The following is a 21,373-nucleotide window of genomic DNA, read 5'->3' on the forward strand; positions in this document are numbered from 1 at the left end:
CCCTGCCGGCCGCCGCTTGTATTCATCGGCACTTTTACCTCTAGCAGAGGTGAATTTCGTTCCGCAAAGCGTCATAGTGCCCCTGTCGTGGCCGACAAAATGAGCACGTTGTGAAGCTTTCCGCAATTCTTACCTCTAAATTCGCTGTCATCATCGCAGTCGCGCTGGCGGCCGCCCCGGCTGCAGCCTTCGCACAGAAACCGCCGCCTCCACCGGATGGTAAAGCCCCTCCTTCACGCGGTGTCCAGGGGCAGGATCTGAATGAAAGTACGATCAGGTCTCCGGGGGCGCACAGGATCCTCGGTGAGGTCTGGGTGGACAACTGGTTCAAGCTTTATATCAACGGGATGCCGCTTCTGGAGGACAGCGTCTCCATTCGCACGGAGCGCTCCTTCAATGCGGAACGGTTTGAATTCAGCGCCGATTATCCGATGACAATCGCGTTCGAGTTTCGCGATTTCATGGAAAACAGCACCGGCCTTGAATATATCGGCACCCGCCGTCAGCAGATGGGCGACGGCGGCGCGATCGCCCAGTTCCGTGAGGCCGCTTCCGGCAGGCTTCTGGCTGCGACCGGATCCGACTGGCGCTGCCTGACGGTTCAGTCCGCACCGGCGGACCGGTCGTGTGAGAACGACCGCAAGCCGGATGTCTCCAGTGCCAGTTGCGCGCAAACCGTGACACCGACGCTGGCCGGCTGGATGGCCCCGGATTTTGACGACAGCTCCTGGCCGGCGGCAACCGTACACAGCGCCGGGGACGTCAGTCCCAGGGGCGGCTATGACCGGATCACCTGGGACGGCAACGCCAGACTGATCTGGGGTGGGGACCTGGAAAAGGACAATATCCTTTATTGCCGTGCGACTGTGGACGGGTGATTGCCGCCGGATTTCGCGATCCCCGAATTGCAGCACACCTGTCCGCGTGATAGACCCCCCGGCATCGAATTCGACATGTCGCTGCGGGCAGCAAAACTCAGTGCGGCGTCAACCTGCTTTTGAGACTGGACACTCATGAAACTTCTCCTCATCGGATCCGGTGGCCGCGAACATTCCCTGGCCTGGGCGCTTGCGAAATCCCCAAGACTGACCAAGCTTTATGCCGCACCGGGCAATGCCGGCATCGCCCAGGTGGCCGGGCTCTGCGATCTGGATGTTTCTAACCATCAGGCAGTGATCGACTTTTGCCGGGCAAAGGGGATCGACCTCGTGGTGGTCGGGCCGGAGGCCCCGCTGGTGGCTGGCCTGGTGGACGATCTGGAAGCGGCCGGACTGAAGGCTTTCGGTCCGAGCCGGGCGGCAGCGCAGCTCGAAGGCTCCAAGGCCTTCACCAAAGGCGTCTGTGACGAAGCCGGTATTCCGACTGCGGGCTATGGTCGTTTCGACACGCGCGACGCAGCCCTTGCCTACGTCCGGGAAAAAGGGGCCCCCATCGTCGTCAAGGCCGACGGGCTTGCCGCTGGCAAAGGCGTTGTCGTCGCCATGACCTTGCAGGAAGCCGAGGACGCGGTGACGGCGTGTTTTGAAGGCTCGTTCGGTGAGGCCGGGGCGGAAGTCGTCATTGAGGAATTCCTGCAGGGCGAGGAAGCCAGCTTTTTTGTGCTTTCGGACGGCACTCACGCCCTGCCACTGGCAACCGCACAGGATCACAAGCGCGCCTTCGACGGCGACGAGGGCCCGAACACCGGCGGCATGGGTGCCTATTCGCCGGCCCCGGTCCTGACCGATCCGCTGATCGCGGATGTCATGAGGACGATCATCGAACCGACGATCGAGACGCTGGCCGGACGCGGCACGCCGTTCAAGGGCGTGCTTTACGCGGGCCTGATGATGACCGAGGACGGTCCGAAACTCATCGAATACAACACCCGCTTCGGCGATCCGGAGTGCCAGGTGCTGATGATGCGGCTGAAAAGCGACCTGCTGGACCTGCTCCTTGCCAGCGTCGAGGGGACTCTCGCAACCGCAACGGCGCAATGGCGCGATGACACAGCGGTCACTGTCGTCATGGCGGCCAATGGCTATCCGGGAAGTTACCAAAAGGGCACGGAAATCCGGGGGCTGGACCCGCTCTCCTCGGACCGGCTTGAAGTCTTTCATGCCGGGACGAAGCGGGAAGGCGGCCAGTTGCTTGCCAATGGTGGCCGGGTCCTGAACGTGACGGCGCTCGGATCCAGCGTCCTGGAGGCCCAGAGGGCAGCCTATGACGCGATCTCAAAGATCGACTGGCCGGAAGGCTTCTCCCGATCCGATATCGGCTGGCGGGCGATCGAGCGCGAGAACAACAGCTAGCGCACCTCCGGTACGATGCTTTCATCGGAATGGAAAAAGATCTAGTTTTCCCTTGAAGCTGCGGCGGGGAGAAGGGCTTGAAAAGTAATTTGCCGGATATGTTCCCGGGGTTTGACAGCGTCACCGTGGAGACCGCGAGCGCCCGGCTGTTCTGCCGGATCGGCGGGTCGGGGCCGCCTCTGCTGCTGCTGCACGGCTATCCGCAATCCCATGTCTGCTGGCACAAGATCGCGCCGCGCCTCGCGGATCGCTTTACACTCGTCCTGCCTGACCTTCCCGGTTACGGCAGATCCTCCGTTCCGCCCCTCAGCGATGATCACACGGCCTATTCCAAGCGCACCATGGCCGAGGCCGTCATCGAGATGATGCAGGTGCTCGGCCACAGCCGTTTCTTCCTCGCCGGGCACGACCGCGGCGGACGGGTGGCCTACCGTCTGGCGCTGGATAACCCCGACGCGGTTGAACGGCTTGCGGTGCTCGATATCCTGCCGACATCCGACTACTGGGACAGGATGGACCGGCAATTCGGCCTGAAGATATATCACTGGATGTTTCTGGCGCAGCCTGCCCCCTTTCCCGAGAAACTCATCGCGGCGTCTCCCATACGGTTTCTGGAACATACCCTCGCGAGCTGGACCGGCGACAAGACCCTGACCAGCTTTTCAGAGGATGCGCTCGCCGACAATCGCGCCTGGTTCTGCGATCCCGACCGGATTTCCGCCACTTGCGAGGACTACCGGGCAGGAGCGACGGTCGATTATCAGCACGACAGGGCGGATCTGGACGCAGGCAAACAAATCCAGATGCCCATGCTTGCCCTTTGGGGTGAAAAAGGAATTGCGAACAGCGTCGAAGACCCTCTGGCAATGTGGCGGACATGGTGTCCCGAGGCCAAGGGCACGGCCCTGCCCTGCGGACACTTTCTCCCTGAAGAAGCGCCTGATGAAACTTTTGATGTACTATTGGATTTTTTGCTACCTGATCAAAGTCTTACCTAAAGTTATTTTTGCTACATTTATCTCATGATTTATATTTTTTGTTTTAATTTCCAATATTCATAATTATTTTCAATAATATAGCGCTTCATATTAATCTTCTTTAAGAGACCTGTTCAAAACAATTTAACCATTCGCGCCTATTGAGAAAAATGGCATTGGCTTTTTGCGCCATCCTGCGGCAACCCAGCGGGACATGGTGCAGAAAAGAAGCTGGTCGAACGGTGCGCAGCGCAAGCTGCTCAGGGGCGCGGGTATTTCGAGTGGGCAATCTGGACACAGATGACGGGCAAGGCCTTCGGGGACAAGGGCATCTCCTTCGGGGTGCCGGCGCGCGCCTCGACAAGATTCTTGTCCGGTGGTGCTGCGGCGAGGATATTCAATTCGAAAAACCGCTCAGAACCATCTTTCTGTCGATCTTCGCGCTGACCGTTTCCCTCCTGACCATTCAGAACATTTCCGCCGCCTACTGGAGCATGAACGAACCGCAAAAACAGCTTGTGCGGACCGTCGAAAGACTGCTGATCCGGCAGAAAGCGCTTGGCACGGAAACGCTCGACCAGATCGTCAGCACCATAGGAGCGGACAGCGCTCTGCAGACGGCCATCCGGGAGAAAAACTCTTCCGAAATCAGAAAAATCGCGGCTGGTGTTTTCGCCCGGAAACCGGACGGACTGCACATTGCCGAATTCACGATTTACGGCGCGGATCAAAAGCGCATATTCCGGGCGTTGGAGCCGAACCCCTTCGGCGATCGCCACGGCCCTCACCCTGCCAGTCACAGAATATCCTTTCAGTCCGACCTGATTGCGAACCTGTCCCGCCAGACCAGCGGCATCGAACTCGGTCCGGATGCCGAGCCCGTCGTCAGCGTCTTTCGCTCCTGGACCGCCAACGGCAAGCTGATTGGTTACCTCAAACTCGCCATCGACATCGAGAGCGCGCTTGCCATAACGAGTTCCGCTGTGGATGCGCAAATCGTCAAGATCGCGCAGACAGGGGAAAGCCACGGTCTCAACGGCCACAGTTTCCATTACACGAATATCGGCGGTCCGGTGCCGGGCGGACTCGATATCGCCGCCATCTCCGGCTCCCGCGGATTCGACGGCCTCAACAAGATCCTGTTCCACGAAAACAGGATCTTCGTGTTGCGGGACCTGCCCATTCCGGTGACAGGAACGCAACGTCCCGTCTATCTCGCTCTGGTCAAGGATGTCACCCGCAACGTCTGGGCCTTCGCGCAGGAAACGCTGTTGTCGCTCATGGCCGGCATCGGTCTGGCGCTGGTGTCATGGACTGTCATCCATCGCCTTCTGTCCAGACTGCAATCCTCCGTTCAAACAACGACGTCGCGCCTGGAAGCCGAAGTGCGGGAAAATACAAGGAAGCTGGAACACAGCGCCTTTCAGCTGACGGAAGCCCAGCGGATTGCCGGCGTCGGTAGCTGGGAGAGGAACATTGCGACCAATGAGGTCCTCGGGTCTGAGGAATTCTACCGGATCCTGAATATCCCCAAGGATCTGCCGACAGGTGAAATTCAGGAAACGATCTACTCACGGGTACCTGAGCCGGAATTTCTCTCCATGCAGGCAATAGTCAACAGAGCGGAAGCCATTTGCGGAGAATTCGATTTCAAGCACAGTCTTGTCTGGAAGGACGGCGACTCCCGGTTCTTGCACGTGCGCGGCTACGCTCTGGCCGGTCCGGACGGCAAGGCTGCCAAGGTTATTGGTACGGTTCACGATATTACCGAGCGGCGCCTGGCGGAACGGCGGAACAATCTTCTGGCGAATATCCTGGAGTCCTCGCTGAACGAGATCTTCATCCTGAACCCGCAGACCTTTCTCATCGAATACGCCAACAAATGTGCGCTCAACAACCTCGGCTACGATCTTGCGGACCTCAAATGCCGGCATATCTGGGACATCAATCCGGTTTACGATGCGGAGTCCGTCCGCAAGGATGTGACACCTCTTTTGAACGGCTCCCGGCAAAGTCTCACCGTTGAGAGCCTTCACAAACGCAAAGACGGTTCGGAATATCCGGTCGATCTTCGGGTTCAGTTGCTGAAGGATGACGACAGGGATCTGTTCATCGCCATTGCCAATGACGTGTCGGAGCGCGTGCAACGGGAAAACGAAACCCGCGAGGCAAAGGTCCGCGCCGAACGTCTGGCCTATTTTGATCCGCTGACCAAGCTTTCGAACCGTGCCGGATGTCAGCGCGACGCGAAAGCCCACTTCTCCCGCTCCGACAAACCCGCGTTCCTGGTCCACGTCGACATGGACGGGTTCAAGCGGGTCAACGATACGCTGGGTCATCTTGCCGGTGATCATTGCCTTGAGGAAACCGGGCGCAGATTGCGGCAGGTCTGCCGCGGGCTCGGCACCGCCTATCGTTGGGGCGGAGATGAATTCGTCATTCTGGCGAAGAGCAGCACGTCGGATCCGAATGAACTGTGCGAACGCGCCCGCCGGCTCATGCGGGCGCCGATGGAATTCAGCGGCACGAGATTCTGGCCAACGGTCAGCATGGGCATCGCCCTGTGTCCGGAGGATGGAGACGATTTCGACACGCTGCTGGTGAATGCGGACCTGGCGCTCTACCAGTCGAAGGAAAAGGGCAAGGACCGCTACACCTTCTTCAGATCGGACATGAAAACCGACAGCGAAATCGAAGCAAAGATCGAGCTGGAACTTCACGACGCCGTCAAGAACGATCAGTTCATGCTGGTCTTCCAGCCCCAGGTCAATCTGAGGTCCCAGTCGATTACCGGTGTCGAGGCACTGGTCCGCTGGGAGCACCCCGAACGCGGACTGCTGTCTCCGGCCGAATTTCTCCCGGTTGTCGAAAAGACCAGCCTTGCCCCCCTCCTGGGCAAGATCGTCATCGACACGGCGCTGGCCGCAGCAAAACACTGGATGGATGCGCGCCTCGACTTCGGACGGGTGTCGATCAATATTTCCCCTTCCCACCTGGCTTCCGGCCTGCTCGTGGAGCACTTCAAGGAAGCGATGGCGAAATATGAGATCGGGCCGGAGAGGATTACCGCCGAAGTGCTGGAATCCGTCTTTCTGAGCGACGACCGGTCCGGCCAGCTGGCGGCGCTCGAGGAGCTTTACGACCTCGGCGTTCACATAGAACTGGATGACTTCGGGACCGGTTATGCATCCTTGACCCATGTTGCCGATCTGCCAATAAACGGGCTCAAGATCGACAAGTCGTTTACCAACCAGATGCTTCAGGATTCGAAAAAGGAAGCTGTTGTGAACCAGCTCATCCAGCTCGCACGGTCCCTGAATATCGGGATCGTCTGTGAAGGGGTGGAAACGGAAGCGCAATATGACCGCCTGCGGATGATGGGCGATTTCTCGGTCCAGGGATATCTGGTCGCCAGACCGATGACGTTCGACCGCATGACGGACTGGATGACCGAATCCGCGGACGACCTTTATTACGTTATCTGACGCATCCCGGCCTTCCGCGCGTTGTGTTTGACGCCCGGTTCCTGTACCGGCAATAAGAGATCAGGTCCGGGCTCACGGCTCCTTGCCTGATGCGCCCGAACCCCGGCCCTTACGCACAGAACACCAGCAACCGGAAGCTGACGAGATGTCCATTCCTTCCTCCTCCCCCCGGATCGGCCTCGCCCTCGGTGGCGGCGGCGCCCGGGGGCTTGCCCATATACCGGTGCTAGAAGCGTTTGACGAACTTGGCTTGAAGCCCGCCCAGATCGCCGGCACCTCCATCGGCGCCATCATGGGCGCCGCCTATGCCAGCGGGCTCAGCGGCAGGGAAATCCGGCAGTTGACGCTGGAGATCTTCGCTGACAGCAACAGTGTACTGTCACGCCTGTGGAAGCTCAGGCCCAGACGGTTCGTCGACATGTTCCGCCCCGGCCCCGTTCAATTCGATCCACAGCGTGTGCTGGAAGTTTTCATTTCGGACTATCTGCAGGACCGGTTCGAAGACCTCAAGATCCCGCTACGCCTGCTCGCGACCGACTTCTATGGCTGTCAGGAAGTCGATTTCGAATCGGGTCCGCTGCTGCCTGCCCTGGCTGCATCCATCGCGATTCCCGCGGTTTTCCGGCCGGTCAAGCTGAACGGCCAGATTCTGATCGATGGCGGCGTTGTTAATCCACTGCCGTTTGACGGCTTGCGCACCAATTGCGACATAGTCATTGCTGTCGATGTGGTCGGCGCCCCGGTTCCTCGGACCGACAAGAGCGAAATCAGCATGCTGGATTCCCTGTTCGGGGCTTCGCAGATCCTGATGCAAACGATAACAAGCCAGAAACTCAAGATAGATCAACCGGATATCCTGCTCCGGCCGCCACACGACACCATCCGCGTTCTCGACTTCATGAAAGCGGAGCGCGTTCTCAATTCGGCTGAGCCACTGAAGGAGACAACGAAAGAAAAACTCGAGATACTGATAAAACAACTGAGTCTTGTTACTTAGAGGCAACATTCGTACATCCCACGAGATAAACGATTTTTATTGGACCCCAAGCCCCTTTTAATAAAACTTTAATACAATCAATAAATAATTTTCCTATTCTATTAGGAGAAGGCTATGCAGCCAACGGAATCAGCGGATTTGGACAACTGCCCGGTATCGGACGTTTTGCTGAAACGACTGCTGGACGCCACGGTCAACGCGGTGACGGATGTCGGCAACCAGCTACCGGACAGCCAGCGCGCGGCCTTGGCCGTCTATTGTTACCGGCGCGCTCATTTCCGCAAACTCGGGCTGTCGCTTGCCAAGCTCTGCAGCCGTCACTCGCTGGTGATGGAAGCAGGACATGCCGGCGAGTTGATCCATTTGCAGGCCACGGCTTCCGGTCCGGAAACAGACAGCCGTTTCAGCGATGTCGCAAGAGGAGGCAAGGCCCAGGTCAGCCTCCGCAGCGTATAACGAATATCCGATCAGGGGCTGGTCTTTCCTCCCACCCGCCCCCAACTCAGGCAACCGTCTTCACAGCCTCCCTGTGAAAGCCGGTTGCCTTTTTCTTTGCCCAATTCATTCACATGACCAACCTCTTGCCTGTCCTGGCGGCTTATCGCCTCAAACTTGTGCCATCCTGCCCGCAAAGTTACTTGCCCTCGGGGCTGCGCCCACTACACTTAAAAGCACCTACTGCTTTCGGGATGGTGGACCATGGCTACAGCTGCTCGTGAACGTATTGGACACAACCGGCCTCTGCGACGTCTGACGGAGCCGGCAGCAGCCTTCTTCTTCACGATAATTGCCGGCCTGGCACTGCCGGGACATGCCTATGCCGTCTGCCAGTTGATTGCGGACGCGCCCTACAGAAGCCCGGCACCCGGAGAAGCCCGCGTGTGGCAGGCCGCTCTTGCGGTCGATGAGGTGCAGATCCGGTATATCGGCCATTCCACCTTTGAACTGGAAACGCCACAGGGGGTTCGGATCGCGACGGACTACAACGACAGTATCCGGCCACTTCTGCCGCCGACCGTTGCGACAATGAACGGTGCCCACAGCACGCATTATTCGGTCAATCCCTCTCCAGACATCGAACATCTGCTTTTCGGCTGGAATCCGCAGGGCGGTCCCATCGACCATGACCTGACTGTCCAGGACGTACGCATCCGCAATATCCAGACCAACATTCGCGGTTGGGATGGAGAAAGCCGGCGGCTGGGCAATTCGATTTTCGTTTTCGAGGTGGCGGATCTGTGCATCGCGCATCTTGGGCATCTGCATCACAGGCTGACCCAGGAGGATCTGACGCGGCTCGGACAGATCGACATCGTCTTTGCCGCCATCGACAATTCGTCGACGCTGCGGCTGGAGAGCCTGATGCACGTTCTTGACAGCGTCGGCCCGGCAATGGTGATTCCGATGCATTTTCATTTCGCCGGCGCCCTGCAGAGCTTCATGGGCAGGGCAACGGAAGCTGGATACGAAGTGATCCGGGCCGACACGCCAAAGCTGATCGTGAGCCGGGCCGGCCTTCCTTTGCGCAAGACAGTCTACATCATGATGCCGGGCGGCGCCTGATACATTGCGACTTGATTACGTTGCCGGGCTGTAATCCAGAAAAACAACCTGACTGTCGCCGGCCAGCCGCCGGTCGCGTTCGGTGAAACCTTCGGGGATCTCGATCGCGGCGGACGCACGCTCTTCCAGAACGCAGGTTGCACCCGGCTTCAGCCAGCCACCGGCCGCTGCAGATGCCAGCGCCTTTTCGCCAAGCCCCTTGTCATAGGGAGGATCGGCGAACAGCAGATCGAACGGTTCGATGTTACCGGCGCTGCCGAGGCGGACAGCGTCACGGCGGAAAATCTTCGCGGTGCCGTTCAGGCCGAGATTTTCCATGTTGGCGCGGATCACGCCGCGCGCCTGTGCGCCTTCCTCAATGAAAGTGCAATGACGCGCACCGCGGCTGATCGCCTCGAACCCAAGAGCGCCGGTGCCGGCAAACAGATCCAGAACCCGAATGCCGTCAAGCTCGGCGTCGAGACCGTGGACGAGGATGTTGAAGATCGTTTCGCGCAACCGGTCGCTTGTCGGGCGGGTCGCCTGCGACTTCGGCGCAGCAAGTGCCGCACCCTTGAAACGTCCGGCGACAATTCTCACGAACGGCCCCCACCCCTCGGTCCCCTGCCGCCTTTCGGCGGGCCGCTGCGGGCGCGCTTTTCGGCTTCGCTGCGGCTTTCCTGATGCTTGTCTTCGACCAGGCCCTCGTCACCCCAGATCTTGCGCTGCGGTGCATTGAAGCGTTGTTCGCCAAAGTCCTTGCGGGGTTTGGCGTCCGACGTCATGCGGAAACGGCTGCGCGGCGAGACCTTTTCCTTTTTCGGCCCGGACGGCTTGCGGTTGCCGGGCTTGCGATCCTTTTCCCGGTCAGTGCCGGCAGCGTCCGAGCGCTTCGACTTCGTTGCCTTGTGACGGTCGGTCACGGACTTGCCCTCACGGGCCGTCATCCATTTGCCCTGCCCGCCCTCGCGGCGCTCACCCGACTGCCCTTCGCCGGAGCGGCCGCCTTTCTGACGGGTTCCGGAGGCTTTCTTTTCCGCTTCCGGTTTGGGCGTATGGTAGAGCGGCGCATCGAAATCCGCACCGGCTTCTTCCGCCAGAGTGTCACCAAGCTGGTCGCGCAGGACCCGTCCCCGGATCTCGCGGACATCGCCTTCCGGAAGGTCCATCAACTGGAACGGACCGTAAGACAGGCGGATCAGACGGTTCACCGTCAGGCCGAGATGCTCCAGAACCCGTTTGACTTCCCGGTTCTTGCCTTCGCGCAGGCCCACGGTCATCCAGCTGTTGCCGCCCTGCTCCTTGTCCAGCGTCGCTTCGATGGCGCCGTAGAGAGCCCCTTCAATGGCGATGCCATCCTTCAATCCGTCCAGATCGGCCTGCGTCACCTTGCCGAAGGCGCGTACCCGGTAGCGCCGCAGCCAGCCGGTCGACGGCAGCTCCAGCACGCGCGCCAACCCGCCGTCGTTGGTCAGCAGCAGCAGACCTTCCGTGTTGATGTCGAGACGGCCGACAGTCAGTACCCGCGGCAGTTCCGCAGGTAGTCTGTCGAAAACCGTGGGCCGACCCTCAGGATCCTTGTTGGTCGTCACGAGACCGCGCGGCTTGTGATAAAGCCATAGGCGCGTGCGCTCCCGCGTCGGCAGCAGTTTCCCGTCCACGACCACCTTGTCGTTCGGGGTCACCGTGATCGCAGGGGTCGTCAGCGCCTTGCCGTTCAGCTCGACCCTGCCGTTCTCGATCCAGGTTTCAGCCTCACGGCGAGAACACAGGCCGGCGCGCGCCATGACCTTGGCGATCCTTTCGCCGCGGTCCGTGGCATCGCTGGAGCCACGGGGGGCGACTACCGGCACCGCTTTCGGCGCATTTTTCGGTGCATCTTTCGGCGCCGGGCGGCGTTTTTCCGATGTGCGCTTGTCGCGCCCCTGACCTTTTGCTGCGGCCGGGCGCCGGGGGGGTGTTTTTCTTGTCGTCATGCGCGCGTCATAGCAGAGCTTGGGCCTTTCGGAAATCGCTTGTTTTCAGCAATGATCGACGTGGAGCGTTTTCCGGCACGGAACATGCAAATTATCCGGGCCAAAATTTCGCAACCGGGGCTGACGGAACACGCAATTCCAACTAGGATGTGAACTCATAAATGAAGATGAACCCGACAGCCTCTTTCAGAACCGAGAGCTCATGACCGGCCCGCAAACCGATGAGCACCAGAGATCCTTCATGGATCTGGCCCTGGGCGAGGCGGAAAAGGCTGCCGCCAGGGGCGAAGTGCCTGTGGGAGCTGTTGTCGTCCAGGGGGAGCGGGTCCTTGCACAGGACGGCAACCGGACGCTTGAACTGAACGATCCGACCGCACATGCGGAGATCCTGGTCCTGCGCGCGGCCTGCGCGGAGCTTGGATCGCAGCGGCTGCAGGACTGTGATCTCTACGTCACGCTTGAACCATGCCCTATGTGCGCGGGCGCAATTTCCTTCGCGCGCATCCGGCGTCTTTATTATGGCGCCGGCGACGAAAAAGGCGGGGCGGTCGATCATGGCACCAGATTTTTCTGTCAACCGACCTGCCATCACGCCCCGGACGTCTATGCCGGCATCGGCGAAACCCGCTCCAGTGTGTTGTTGAAAACATTCTTCAAGGCAAAGCGATAACCCGACAGGCCTTCATGCGGACTTGCGCAAAAATATAACGCAGCGTTAAGTTGATTTGTGACGTAAATACAACACAGCGATTCAAACGACTTGTCCCACGACATTTGTGGCCGACGCGCTATCCAAAACGTCACATACGGGCCATATTTTCTGGCGGGGACTAAGTCCGCTTTCTTTTCGGAGTATCAAATGACACGCATTTCTGTTCTTGGGGCACTCGCCGGTTTCGTGGCGGCGGCCAACCCGGCTCAGGCTGCTGATCTGCCAGTAGCTCCGGAGCCTGTCGATTATGTCCGCATCTGCGATGCCTATGGCGCCCGTTTCTATTACATCCCGGGCACTGAAACCTGCCTGCGCGTCGGTGGCCGCGTTCGCTTCGACACCCGTTTCAGGAACTTCGGCGAAGCTGAAAACTCCTGGGGCGACCGCGATTCCGACGCCATTCAGCTCCGTTCGCGCGGTTACCTCTACCTCGATTCCCGCACTGCAACCGAATACGGCACCCTGCGCACCTTCATCGAGATGTACGGCACAGCCACCAACAACGACAACTCGTCCTTCACGGTGGACAAGGCCTACATCCAGTGGGGCGGTTTGCTGGCCGGCCGGAATGGCTCGAACTTCGACTTCTTCACCGGCTATTCCTACAACGCCCAGATTGAAAGTTATTCCGACCAGAAGGTCAATCAGGCCGCCTATACCCTCGCTTTCGGAAACGGTTTCAACGCAACGGTCGCAATCGAAGACCGCTCCTCGCGCGAGACCGGCATCGGTCTGAACGGCGGCACGCAGAACTATGGCGGCACCCGCATGACGGACTTTGTTGCCGCGGTCGGCGTCACGCAGGGGTGGGGCTCGGCCCAGGTCATGGGCGCACTGCATCAGGTCTACCCGGACGCGACCTATAACGGCGTCACCGGCGGTGACGGAGACGAACTCGGCTGGGCTGTCGGCGGTGGCGTGGAGTTCAAGTTCAGCGGCCTGGCCAACGGTGGCAGCATTGCCGTTCAGGGTGTTTATACGGACGGTGCCAGCGGCTACGGTTCAACCGGCTGGAACAGCCGGATCACGGACGCCGTTTTCACCGGTACGGGAACCGATACCACCAAGACCTGGAACGTCTTCGGCGGCATCAACCTTGGCCTGACCAATACCATCGAGGCCAATCTCGAAGGTGGCTACCACAGTGTGGAAGGTGGCACCGCCGCCTATGACTTCACGCAGTGGGACGCGACAGCCAACGTGGTCTGGGAACCGGTTTCCGGCTTCCTCATGGGCCCGGAACTGCAGTACCGCGACCTTGACTTCAGCCAGTCGTCAGGCCTCGACGATACCTACGAACTCTATGGAACCTTCCGCATCCAGCGGACGTTCTGAGCCTTCGCGATTTCTGAATGCAAGAGCCCCGGACCCAGCGGTCCGGGGCTTTTGAATGACTGGTGCGGCACCGGAGCAGCTGGGCCGGATTACGCAGCCCGATCAACGGTAAGTGCTGTCACTGCATCTGCCGCCAGGTTTCCAGAACGGCGCGCCACAGACCGTTGCCCCACAGATTTCCATGCCCGGCGCCTTCAACGATGAAGATCCGTTTCGGATCCGTGGCCCGTTCGAACACTCGTTTGCCGTGCTCGACGGAGATGAGCCCGTCATCGGTGCCGTGAACGACCAGAACCGGCACCGCAACATTTGCGATACGCTCGCGTGTCGGCATCGGGTCCTTCATCAAAAGGTTCACCGGTAACCAGGGATAACTTTCGTACGCCAGGTCGACGAGCGCCGTATAAGGGGCTTCCAGCACCAGAAGACCCGCCTTGGGGCGCTGTTCTGCGACCGCTGTCGCGACCCCGGTTCCCAGGCTTTCGCCGTGCAGCACGATTGGCGTGCCGGAAGCTGACAGCCGGTCAAAGTGCGCCAGCCCGTCGGACACCAATGCCGCTTCCGAAGGACTTCCGGCGCTGCCGGCATAGCCCCGATAGCTTGGAGCATAAAGCCCGAACCCGCTGTCGAGGATCTGTCTGAAACGCTCCCATCTGGTGGAAACATTTCCGGAATTTCCATGAAAATAGAGTACGGTAGGCGCGCCTTCGCGCGCCGGTTCCGCGCTCCAGACCGTCACCTTCGTCCCATCAGCCATCGCGACGGTTTCAACGGCGACGGATTCCAGCCCTTTTTCTGCAGGCTCGGAAAGTTCGCCAGTGGGCACGAACACAAAGCTGCGCTGATTGAGATACATGTATCCGGCCGCCATGACGTAGGCGATGGCAAAGATGCCCGCCAAACCCGCGAGCCCCCTCAACACACGCCTGCCCGCTTTCCGCTCCGGCTGTTCGGGTCCGCCTGTCAACATTCCGGTCTCCTGATAATGATTGTTCGGCAATCCTGCGGCGCAAACCCCGCAGCCGTTCACCTTGCCGGTTTATTTTCGTCCGAACAGTTTCTCGATATCCGTAAGTTTCAGTTCCACCCAGGTAGGTCGGCCGTGATTGCATTGGCCGGAAAGCGGGGTCGCCTCCATATCCCGCAGCAGCGCGTCCATTTCCTCAGGCCGCATGCGACGGCCGGCGCGCACCGACCCGTGGCAGGCCATGGTGGCGGCAACGTGATCGAGCTTTTCCTTCAGGCCATCGGCCGTGTCCCACTCGGCAAGCTCATCGGCCAGGTTGCGAACCATCCCCTGGATATCCATGTCACCCAGTATCGCGGGTGTCTCCCTGACGGCGATCGCGCCTGGACCGAAAGCTTCCAGGCTCAGCCCGACCTTTTCCAGGTCGTCCGCGCGCTCCGCCAGGCGGGCGGCATCTTCTTCCGGCAACTCGACGATTTCAGGAATAAGAAGGATCTGCCGGGCGACCTCCTTCTTCGCCAGCGCTTCCTTCAGGCGCTCATAGACGAGCCGTTCATGCGCCGCGTGCTGATCGACGATGACAACGCCGTCTCCGGTCTGGGCGATGATATAAGTCTCGTGCACCTGAGCGCGCGCCGCGCCGAGCGGCAGCCCGGTTTTTTCGCTTTCTACCGGAACCTCATGCGCGCGGGCATCCGCCGACGGCACGTCGAAGGCGTCTGCCCCGTCCGGGCCAACGAAGCGTTCCTGAGGCTGTTCGGCAAATCCTGACGCCGGTGCCCCACTTGCATTCACCGGCCGGAAAACCTCCGGGTCCCAGCGCGGCGCGGCGGCGGGTCGGCCATATGCGGCGCCCGAACCGTTTCCCGGCGCATGCGCCCGCAGCGCATCGAGCGCGACGGCGGCATTTGACGTGGACGAGCGATGCCCCGCCTGAACGAGGCTGTGCTTGATGGATCCCACGAGCAGTCCGCGCACAAGTTGGGAATCCCTGAACCGGACATCCGCCTTGGCCGGGTGCACATTCACATCCACCTGGACCGGATCCAGATCCAGGAACAGCACGACCACCGGATGACGGTCCCGCGCCAGAACATCGGCATATGCACCCCGCAGACCTGACAGCAGCAGCTTGTCCTTCACGGGACGACCGTTCACATAAAAGAACTGATGCTGCGCATTTCCACGATGGTGGGTCGGCAGGCCGGCGAAGCCGGTCAGGCGAACGCCTTCCCGCTCTGCATCGATATCCATGGCGTTGTCGACAAAATCCTGCCCGAGGATCTGCGCGATCCGCGCCAGATGCGGCTCGCCGCCCCGCGCCGCCGGCCAGTTGAGTGGCTGTCGGTCGGCGCCGGACAGCGCGAATCCTATCTGTGGATATGCAAGGGCGATACGCTTGACGATTTCGGTGATCGCGGAGGCTTCCGCACGGTCGGATTTCAGGAATTTCAATCTGGCAGGTGTGGCAAAGAACAGGTCCCGAACTTCAACCTGGGTGCCCCTGGTGCGCGCGGCCGGGGTGACCGGCAGCTGTCTGCCGCCCTCCACGGCGATGGCCCAGGCGTGGTCTTCCTCGCGGTGACGGGTCTGGATGGCAAGGCGCGCGACAGATCCGATGGACGGCAAGGCTTCGCCGCGAAAGCCGAGCGAGCGGATGTCGAAAAGATCGTCGTCGGAGATTTTCGAGGTGCAATGGCGCCGGATTGCCAGATTCAGGTCGTCCCGACGCATGCCTTCGCCATCGTCCGCCACCCGCATCAGGGTCTTGCCCCCCGCTGCGGTGACGATTTCGATGTTCGACGCCCCGGCGTCCACAGCGTTCTCGACAAGTTCCTTGATGACGCTGGCGGGACGCTCGATCACCTCGCCGGCGGCGATCTGGTTGATCACCTGTTCGCCAAGTTGCCTGACCTGCATGAAACTCTCTCTACTCGGTTTCGCACTGCGGCATGTTCCTATAAGGTCCGCGCCGAGTTTGCTTCGATTCTTTGCAAAGCTTATCAGACCTTTCGTGATCCGGGTGACCCTCCATGACCGCTTCTGCACCACTTCTGACTGACGGGCTTCGCGCCCTCGCGCCCTCCTACAAGGCCATCTTATGTGATGTCTGGGGTGTTCTGCACAATGGTGTGACGGCCTTCGAGGAAGCCCACAAGGCCCTGAGAGCATACCGGGAGGAAACCGGGGGCAAGGTCGTACTGATCACCAACGCACCACGGCCGGCCAAGCAGGTGGGCGAGATGCTCGCTTCCATGGGCGTTCCGGAGCAGACCTATGACAGCATCATTTCCTCCGGGGACGTGACCAGGGATGTTCTGATTGCACAGGGCCGCAAGACGCTGCTTCATATCGGTCCGAACCGGGACCAGCCGCTTTACCGGGGCCTGGAGGCGACCTTCACCGCCAACGACGACGAGGCCGAGGCAATCAGTTGCACAGGCCTTGCCGACGACGAAACCGAAACGCCCGACGACTACCGCGACCGCCTGCAGAAACTGGCTGATCGCAAACTGCCGATGATCTGCGCCAATCCGGACATTGTCGTCGAGCGCGGCGACCGGCTGGTGTGGTGCGCGGGCGCACTGGCACGGCTTTATGAGGATCTGGGCGGCGAGGTCACTATTCTGGGCAAGCCGCACGCGCCCATCTATCAGGCAGCCATGAAGCGTCTCGAGACACTCGGGGTGGAAAATGTCACCAAGGAGGACGTGCTGGCGATCGGCGACGGCCTGCCGACGGATATTCGCGGCGCGGTGTCCCAGGATATCGATGTCCTGTTCATCACGGCAGGCATCCACGCCTCAGACTTCGGGCCGAGCGACTCTCCGGACGAGACTCTGATCCGCCGCCGCCTGACCGAGGAAGGCCTGCGCGCCCGTGCCGCCCTCCCGCGTCTGCTTTGGTGACCGGACATGAAAAAGGCTGCCTGGGCAGCCTTTAAATCTTGAAAACCTGATTGGGTCGGGACTCAGTCGAAAAGCTTGTCGATGTCGGACTGGGCATCGCCGAGCAGGGCGTCGATGTCGTCCTGGGAAACCCCTTCACCGACATGCTGCGGTCCGTGCAGGATCAGCTCGCGTTTGCGGCGTTCCTCGTCGCTCTCCTCGATAGCGGCTTCCAGGTCTTCCGGAATGCGCAGATGCGAGATGAAGGAAGACACCCGTTCATCGATGAAACGAAGTGTTTCGATAACCTTCGAGATCCGCTGACCGGTGATGTCCTGGAACGTGCAGGCCTCGAAAATGCTGATCATCTTGTTGCTGACCAGCTCCTGGTAGGCTTCGGGATCGCTGGTATCGGCGCCCATGATTTCTTCGGCCGTTTCCATGATCGTGTTGGTCGCGTTTTCAGTCGCCTCGACAATGGCATCCAACTCGCGGCCCGCATCGGGGATCTTGTTGGTTTTCATGTCGTTGGCACGCAATTGGGAGATTTCCTCCTTCATGCTTGTGATTTGCCTGGCAATCGCCGTTAGCTCTTCCGTTACGGCAGGCTGCACCGTCGACAGAAAGTCAAACATCGACCCCGACATCACCTCGGCGAGATGCATGACGTCGGTCAGGGAAACTTCGCCTTCCCGATTCTTGTTTTCCTCCAAGAAATCGATAATGCGCGCAACGTTTTCCTGTTTCATGTTGGCCATGAGGTCCAGCCTTTCCATTTTGAATGTATCCTCCCGACACGCGGAGCTGTTGGCCAGCCTCGCTATTACCTCTCGGAAACACCAAAAACTCACCCGATCCGCCTGCCCGGCGGAACCGTGCTGATCTGGAACATCCGTCCTGCAATGGCGGAGATTTGGCCAGAGGCCGCTCTCCGCCGAGCGCAAGAGACTATTCGGAGAAGACGGCCTCGATCTTGCCCTTCAAAGTCTGCGCATTGAATGGCTTCACGATATAGTTGTTAACGCCTGCCTTTTTGGCGGCGATGACATTTTCCGTTTTGGATTCGGCAGTCACCATGATGAATGGCGTTTTGCTGAGACCACTGTCGGAACGAACCTGCTTGAGCAGTTCGTAACCGGTCATCGGTTCCATGTTCCAGTCCGAAATCACCAGGCCATAACGGCGCTGTTTCATTTTTTCCAAAGCTTCGGTGCCGTCCGCAGCATCGTCGATGTCCTCGAAACCAAGTTGCTTCAAAAGGTTCCGAATAATGCGAATCATCGTTTTGTAGTCATCGACCACGAGGACCGGCATCTGAAGATCAAGGGCCATTGTCTACTCCATAATGTCAATTTGCGCAGACCCAGGCCGTGGCCGGTGTAAACGCGTTATGACTTTTGAAGGAGAGAGACACATTCATTTGTGTCCTCACCTCCCCACACTCAACGCAATGTAATGGCAGCACCTGAAAAGACCGTTAATAACAAGCACTTTTTTCTTCACCCAAAGCACAATTGCCAGAAAACCTTGCGGTGCCTAGCGTTCGCGTTGCTTGTAAATGACTGATCGGGGCGGGAAACGCGATGCTGGAACTACAAAAACTCTGTTTCGAAGATCTGAAAACCGGGATGAGCGAAGAACTGGTTAAACATGTCAGTTCTTCCGATGTTGTGGGCTTCGCGGAAGTATCGGGAGATCGCAACCCGATTCACCTTTCGGAACATTTCGCAGCCAGAACACCCTTCAAGACGCGCATCGCGCACGGACTTTATACCGCAAGCCTGATTTCGGCGGTGCTCGGCACCCGCCTTCCCGGACCGGGCGCGATCTACCTGTCCCAGACGCTGAATTTCAAAGCCCCGGTAAAAATCGGCGACGACGTGAAGGTGGTCGCCACGGTGGAGGAACTGACGAAACGGGGGAACCGTGCCAGGCTGTCCTGCATTTGCAGTGTCGGCGACACGGTGGTGCTTGAGGGAGAAGCGCTTGTGAAAGTACCCAGCCGCGGTACGGAGCCAAACCAGACCGGCTCTTGAAGCCGGGACGGCACGGCCGACCTTGACCTTTGCTTTTCTTGACGGCAGGTTCCACGCCAGCGCGAGCGTGTCACTCACTTCTACGCGTTTGCCCTGCTGATCCCGCCCGGCTTTCGCCCGGCACGTTGCGCGAAGGTGTGCTGCATGAGCCAGTATGACTCCTCCAAATTTCTGGTTGTCGACAATCTGGACAGCTTTCCGGAGGACCTGAAAGGCGGCATCGTCGCAATCGGCAATTTCGATGGCGTGCACCGGGGCCACCGGGCCGTGCTCGACGCAGCTCAGGGCCTCGGGCAAGGGACTCACCATCCGGTCTATGCCATGAGTTTCGAGCCGCATCCGCGGACAGTCTTCAATCCCTCAAAGCCGGTTTTCCGTCTGACACCGCGCGGCCTCAAGATAGAAATGCTGCGCGTGTGCGGTCTGGACGGCGTCCTGATTCTTCCTTTCACAAAGGAATTTGCCGGGATCGAGGCGAATGCCTTTGTCCAGGATATCCTGATCGAAACGCTCGGCATCTCGCATGCGGTGACGGGCTACGATTTTCATTTCGGCCGCGCGCGGCAGGGCACACCGGATTTCCTGCGCACCGCCGGCGCGACCCACGGGTTCGGCGTCACCATCGTCCAGCGCGAGGAGGATGAAGGCGCCGAGATCATTTCCTCAACCCGCATTCGCGACAGTCTCGCACAAGGCGATGTGGCTCAGGCAAACGGCCTTCTGGGGTATCGCTGGTTTTTCGAGGCGCAAGTGCGGCAGGGCGACAAACGCGGCCGGGACCTCGGCTATCCGACAGCCAATCTCGCGCTTGCGGAGGACTGCCCGCTCAAACACGGCATTTACGCGGTCAAAGTCGAGACCGGCGGGCGCTGGCATGACGGCGTCGCCAGCTACGGCCGCCGTCCGACCTTCGACAATGGCGCGGCAGTGTTCGAAGTGCACCTGTTCGATTTTTCCGGCGATCTTTACGGGCAGACGCTCCGGGTCCATCTGGTTTCCTACCTGCGCGGCGAGGAGAAGTTCGACAGTGCGGAAGCGCTGATTGTCCAGATGGATCAGGACAGCGCCGAAGCCCGGGCAGCCCTCGGTTCGCTTCAGCCCCTGTCCGAAATCGACACCAGACTGCTGGGCGTCTCCGCGTGACGCGGCCCGCTTCCTCCGTGCACATGGAACAGAACTCGCTTCTGGCCATTGCTCTCATGAGTTCCGCGATGCTGATCGTTCCGGTGATGGACATCATCGCCAAGTACCTGTCGGCGAGCCTGCCTCCGCTTGAAGTGACTTTCGGCCGGTTTTTCTTCCAGTTTCTGATCTGTCTGGTCCTGGCCACGGCAACCGGGCGGATCACGGGCCTGCGCGGACATCACCCATTCATCAATTATCTGCGCGGCATCTTTCTCGCCGCAGCCTCGTTGTGTTTTTTCACCGCCGTGAAGTTCATGTCCGTTGCCACCGCGATCTCGATCTTCTTCGTCGAACCGATGGTGCTGACCGTCCTCGCGGCGCTGATCCTGAAAGAACAGGTCGGTGTCCGGCGGATCGCCGCCATCCTGGTCGGCCTCGCCGGTGCCATCATCATCCTGCGGCCCAATCTCGCCGAAATAGGACTGGTCAGCCTGCTGCCGGTGGCGACGGCGTTTCTGTTTTCCTTTTATCTGCTGTTGAACCGGCTCTATCCGGTCACCGATGGTCTTCTGACAATTCAGTTCAGCGCCGGCCTGTCCGGCTCATTGTTGCTGGGCGCCGCGCTGTTGATCGCGAACCTGGCCGGATTTGAGGACATGACATTCGTTATGCCATCCGGCAACCAGGCTGGTCTGCTGGCCCTGATCGGACTGATCTCGTTCGCCGCTCACGGGCTGGTCGTTGCCGCATTCCAGCGTGGCAGCGCCAGTCTTCTGGCACCGCTGCAATATATCGAAATCGTCAGCGCCACCCTGTTTGGCTATCTGGTCTTTGCCGATTTTCCGGACGGGCCGACGTGGCTGGGCATCGCCCTCATCGTCGGCAGCGGGCTATACATCACCTACAGGGAGCGGAAACTGAAGTCCGCCGTGGCGGGCTGAAGCCGATCCGGAGCCGCTCCGATCCGGCGCACAAAGCCGTTTTGCGCTCCGCTAACATCTTTATTCGCGGTCAAAGTGCTGCTATGTCCCATGCCATGCAG

At 59.8% G+C, this 21,373-nt stretch carries 19 protein-coding genes; 13 read left to right on the top strand and 6 right to left on the bottom strand.

From position 1 onward, the window contains the following. Positions 1 to 110 precede the first annotated feature (110 nt). The 7 genes from OA90_RS03865 to OA90_RS03895 all read left to right on the top strand — a co-directional run bounded on the left by OA90_RS03865 (position 111) and on the right by OA90_RS03895 (position 9,313). Positions 111 to 878 carry a PEBP family protein gene (locus OA90_RS03865; RefSeq protein ID WP_068407394.1) on the top strand — a complete coding sequence of 256 codons (768 nt, stop codon included), beginning with the start codon at positions 111 to 113 and terminating at the stop codon, positions 876 to 878. A 135-nt stretch (positions 879 to 1,013) separates the two neighbouring features. Further along, positions 1,014 to 2,291, top strand: a complete 1,278-nt coding sequence (gene purD, locus OA90_RS03870; protein WP_068407397.1) for a phosphoribosylamine--glycine ligase — start codon at positions 1,014 to 1,016, stop codon at positions 2,289 to 2,291. Between the two features lie 77 nt (positions 2,292 to 2,368). Further along, entirely contained in the window at positions 2,369 to 3,289 is a 921-nt protein-coding gene (locus tag OA90_RS03875; protein ID WP_156510372.1) for an alpha/beta hydrolase, read from the top strand. Positions 3,290 to 3,549: 260 nt separating this feature from the next. Beyond that, a complete protein-coding gene (locus OA90_RS03880; RefSeq protein WP_208985958.1) occupies positions 3,550 to 6,753 on the top strand; it encodes an EAL domain-containing protein in 3,204 nt (1,067 codons plus the stop codon). A gap of 145 nt (positions 6,754 to 6,898) precedes the next feature. After that, positions 6,899 to 7,750: a patatin-like phospholipase family protein gene (locus OA90_RS03885; RefSeq protein ID WP_068407403.1), complete on the top strand. Its 852-nt coding sequence runs from the start codon at positions 6,899 to 6,901 to the stop codon at positions 7,748 to 7,750. Between the two features lie 114 nt (positions 7,751 to 7,864). Then, positions 7,865 to 8,206, top strand: a complete 342-nt coding sequence (locus OA90_RS03890) for a hypothetical protein (protein WP_156510373.1) — start codon at positions 7,865 to 7,867, stop codon at positions 8,204 to 8,206. A gap of 243 nt (positions 8,207 to 8,449) precedes the next feature. Further along, positions 8,450 to 9,313, top strand: coding sequence for an MBL fold metallo-hydrolase (locus OA90_RS03895; protein ID WP_082836823.1), 864 nt, complete (start codon positions 8,450 to 8,452; stop codon positions 9,311 to 9,313). 15 nt (positions 9,314 to 9,328) lie between these two features. Here OA90_RS03895 and rsmD read toward each other — a convergent pair whose 3' ends face one another. Then, on the bottom strand, positions 9,329 to 9,892 hold the full coding sequence (gene rsmD / locus OA90_RS03900; RefSeq protein WP_068407405.1) for a 16S rRNA (guanine(966)-N(2))-methyltransferase RsmD: 564 nt from the start codon (positions 9,890 to 9,892) through the stop codon (positions 9,329 to 9,331). Then, on the bottom strand, positions 9,889 to 11,268 hold the full coding sequence (locus OA90_RS03905) for a pseudouridine synthase (protein ID WP_082836824.1): 1,380 nt from the start codon (positions 11,266 to 11,268) through the stop codon (positions 9,889 to 9,891). Before OA90_RS03905 ends, rsmD begins: the two co-directional genes overlap by 4 nt. A 202-nt stretch (positions 11,269 to 11,470) precedes the next feature. Between OA90_RS03905 and OA90_RS03910 the strand changes: the two genes are divergently transcribed. Further along, the gene (locus OA90_RS03910) at positions 11,471 to 11,938 is read left to right on the top strand and encodes a nucleoside deaminase (RefSeq protein ID WP_068407408.1); all 468 of its coding nucleotides are present in this window, start codon (positions 11,471 to 11,473) and stop codon (positions 11,936 to 11,938) included. 189 nt (positions 11,939 to 12,127) lie between these two features. After that, positions 12,128 to 13,315, top strand: a complete 1,188-nt coding sequence (locus tag OA90_RS03915) for a porin (RefSeq protein WP_068407410.1) — start codon at positions 12,128 to 12,130, stop codon at positions 13,313 to 13,315. A 118-nt stretch (positions 13,316 to 13,433) separates the two neighbouring features. Here OA90_RS03915 and OA90_RS03920 read toward each other — a convergent pair whose 3' ends face one another. Next, positions 13,434 to 14,285, bottom strand: a complete 852-nt coding sequence (locus OA90_RS03920; RefSeq protein ID WP_068407413.1) for an alpha/beta hydrolase — start codon at positions 14,283 to 14,285, stop codon at positions 13,434 to 13,436. Between the two features lie 69 nt (positions 14,286 to 14,354). Continuing rightward, the gene (gene mutL, locus OA90_RS03925; protein WP_068407416.1) at positions 14,355 to 16,202 is read right to left on the bottom strand and encodes a DNA mismatch repair endonuclease MutL; all 1,848 of its coding nucleotides are present in this window, start codon (positions 16,200 to 16,202) and stop codon (positions 14,355 to 14,357) included. A 113-nt stretch (positions 16,203 to 16,315) separates the two neighbouring features. On the opposite strand from mutL, the gene OA90_RS03930 reads away from it, so the two are divergent. Next, the gene (locus OA90_RS03930; RefSeq protein WP_068407419.1) at positions 16,316 to 17,191 is read left to right on the top strand and encodes a TIGR01459 family HAD-type hydrolase; all 876 of its coding nucleotides are present in this window, start codon (positions 16,316 to 16,318) and stop codon (positions 17,189 to 17,191) included. A gap of 62 nt (positions 17,192 to 17,253) precedes the next feature. Here the strand turns inward: OA90_RS03930 and OA90_RS03935 are convergent, their stop codons facing one another. Both OA90_RS03935 and OA90_RS03940 read right to left on the bottom strand, forming a co-directional pair. After that, a complete protein-coding gene (locus OA90_RS03935) occupies positions 17,254 to 17,946 on the bottom strand; it encodes a protein phosphatase CheZ (protein WP_208985959.1) in 693 nt (230 codons plus the stop codon). 172 nt (positions 17,947 to 18,118) lie between these two features. Beyond that, positions 18,119 to 18,502 carry a response regulator gene (locus OA90_RS03940; protein ID WP_029063701.1) on the bottom strand — a complete coding sequence of 128 codons (384 nt, stop codon included), beginning with the start codon at positions 18,500 to 18,502 and terminating at the stop codon, positions 18,119 to 18,121. Between the two features lie 251 nt (positions 18,503 to 18,753). On the opposite strand from OA90_RS03940, the gene OA90_RS03945 reads away from it, so the two are divergent. The 3 genes from OA90_RS03945 to OA90_RS03955 all read left to right on the top strand — a co-directional run bounded on the left by OA90_RS03945 (position 18,754) and on the right by OA90_RS03955 (position 21,272). Further along, complete coding sequence (locus OA90_RS03945; protein WP_068407422.1) at positions 18,754 to 19,206, top strand: MaoC family dehydratase; 453 nt, start codon at positions 18,754 to 18,756, stop codon at positions 19,204 to 19,206. Positions 19,207 to 19,350: 144 nt separating this feature from the next. Next, positions 19,351 to 20,349 carry a bifunctional riboflavin kinase/FAD synthetase gene (locus tag OA90_RS03950; RefSeq protein ID WP_068407425.1) on the top strand — a complete coding sequence of 333 codons (999 nt, stop codon included), beginning with the start codon at positions 19,351 to 19,353 and terminating at the stop codon, positions 20,347 to 20,349. After that, complete coding sequence (locus OA90_RS03955; protein ID WP_244274530.1) at positions 20,346 to 21,272, top strand: DMT family transporter; 927 nt, start codon at positions 20,346 to 20,348, stop codon at positions 21,270 to 21,272. The genes OA90_RS03950 and OA90_RS03955 overlap by 4 nt, the downstream gene beginning before the upstream one ends. The last annotated feature ends 101 nt before the right edge of the window (positions 21,273 to 21,373 follow it).

The organism is Labrenzia sp. OB1, assembly GCF_001624695.1.
Classification (GTDB): domain Bacteria; phylum Pseudomonadota; class Alphaproteobacteria; order Rhizobiales; family Stappiaceae; genus Roseibium.

Excerpts from the sequence above, each read along its gene's own strand:
- purD (WP_068407397.1), top strand. The coding sequence starts at position 1,014 with ATGAAACTTCTCCTCATCGGATCCGGTGGCCGCGAACATTCCCTGGCC.
- OA90_RS03885 (WP_068407403.1), top strand. The coding sequence starts at position 6,899 with ATGTCCATTCCTTCCTCCTCCCCCCGGATCGGCCTCGCCCTCGGTGGC.
- OA90_RS03890 (WP_156510373.1), top strand. The coding sequence starts at position 7,865 with ATGCAGCCAACGGAATCAGCGGATTTGGACAACTGCCCGGTATCGGAC.
- OA90_RS03895 (WP_082836823.1), top strand. The coding sequence starts at position 8,450 with ATGGCTACAGCTGCTCGTGAACGTATTGGACACAACCGGCCTCTGCGA.
- OA90_RS03905 (WP_082836824.1), bottom strand. The coding sequence starts at position 11,268 with ATGACGACAAGAAAAACACCCCCCCGGCGCCCGGCCGCAGCAAAAGGT.
- OA90_RS03910 (WP_068407408.1), top strand. The coding sequence starts at position 11,471 with ATGACCGGCCCGCAAACCGATGAGCACCAGAGATCCTTCATGGATCTG.
- OA90_RS03915 (WP_068407410.1), top strand. The coding sequence starts at position 12,128 with ATGACACGCATTTCTGTTCTTGGGGCACTCGCCGGTTTCGTGGCGGCG.
- OA90_RS03920 (WP_068407413.1), bottom strand. The coding sequence starts at position 14,285 with ATGTTGACAGGCGGACCCGAACAGCCGGAGCGGAAAGCGGGCAGGCGT.
- mutL (WP_068407416.1), bottom strand. The coding sequence starts at position 16,202 with ATGCAGGTCAGGCAACTTGGCGAACAGGTGATCAACCAGATCGCCGCC.
- OA90_RS03930 (WP_068407419.1), top strand. The coding sequence starts at position 16,316 with ATGACCGCTTCTGCACCACTTCTGACTGACGGGCTTCGCGCCCTCGCG.
- OA90_RS03935 (WP_208985959.1), bottom strand. The coding sequence starts at position 17,946 with ATGGAAAGGCTGGACCTCATGGCCAACATGAAACAGGAAAACGTTGCG.
- OA90_RS03940 (WP_029063701.1), bottom strand. The coding sequence starts at position 18,502 with ATGGCCCTTGATCTTCAGATGCCGGTCCTCGTGGTCGATGACTACAAA.
- OA90_RS03945 (WP_068407422.1), top strand. The coding sequence starts at position 18,754 with ATGCTGGAACTACAAAAACTCTGTTTCGAAGATCTGAAAACCGGGATG.
- OA90_RS03950 (WP_068407425.1), top strand. The coding sequence starts at position 19,351 with ATGAGCCAGTATGACTCCTCCAAATTTCTGGTTGTCGACAATCTGGAC.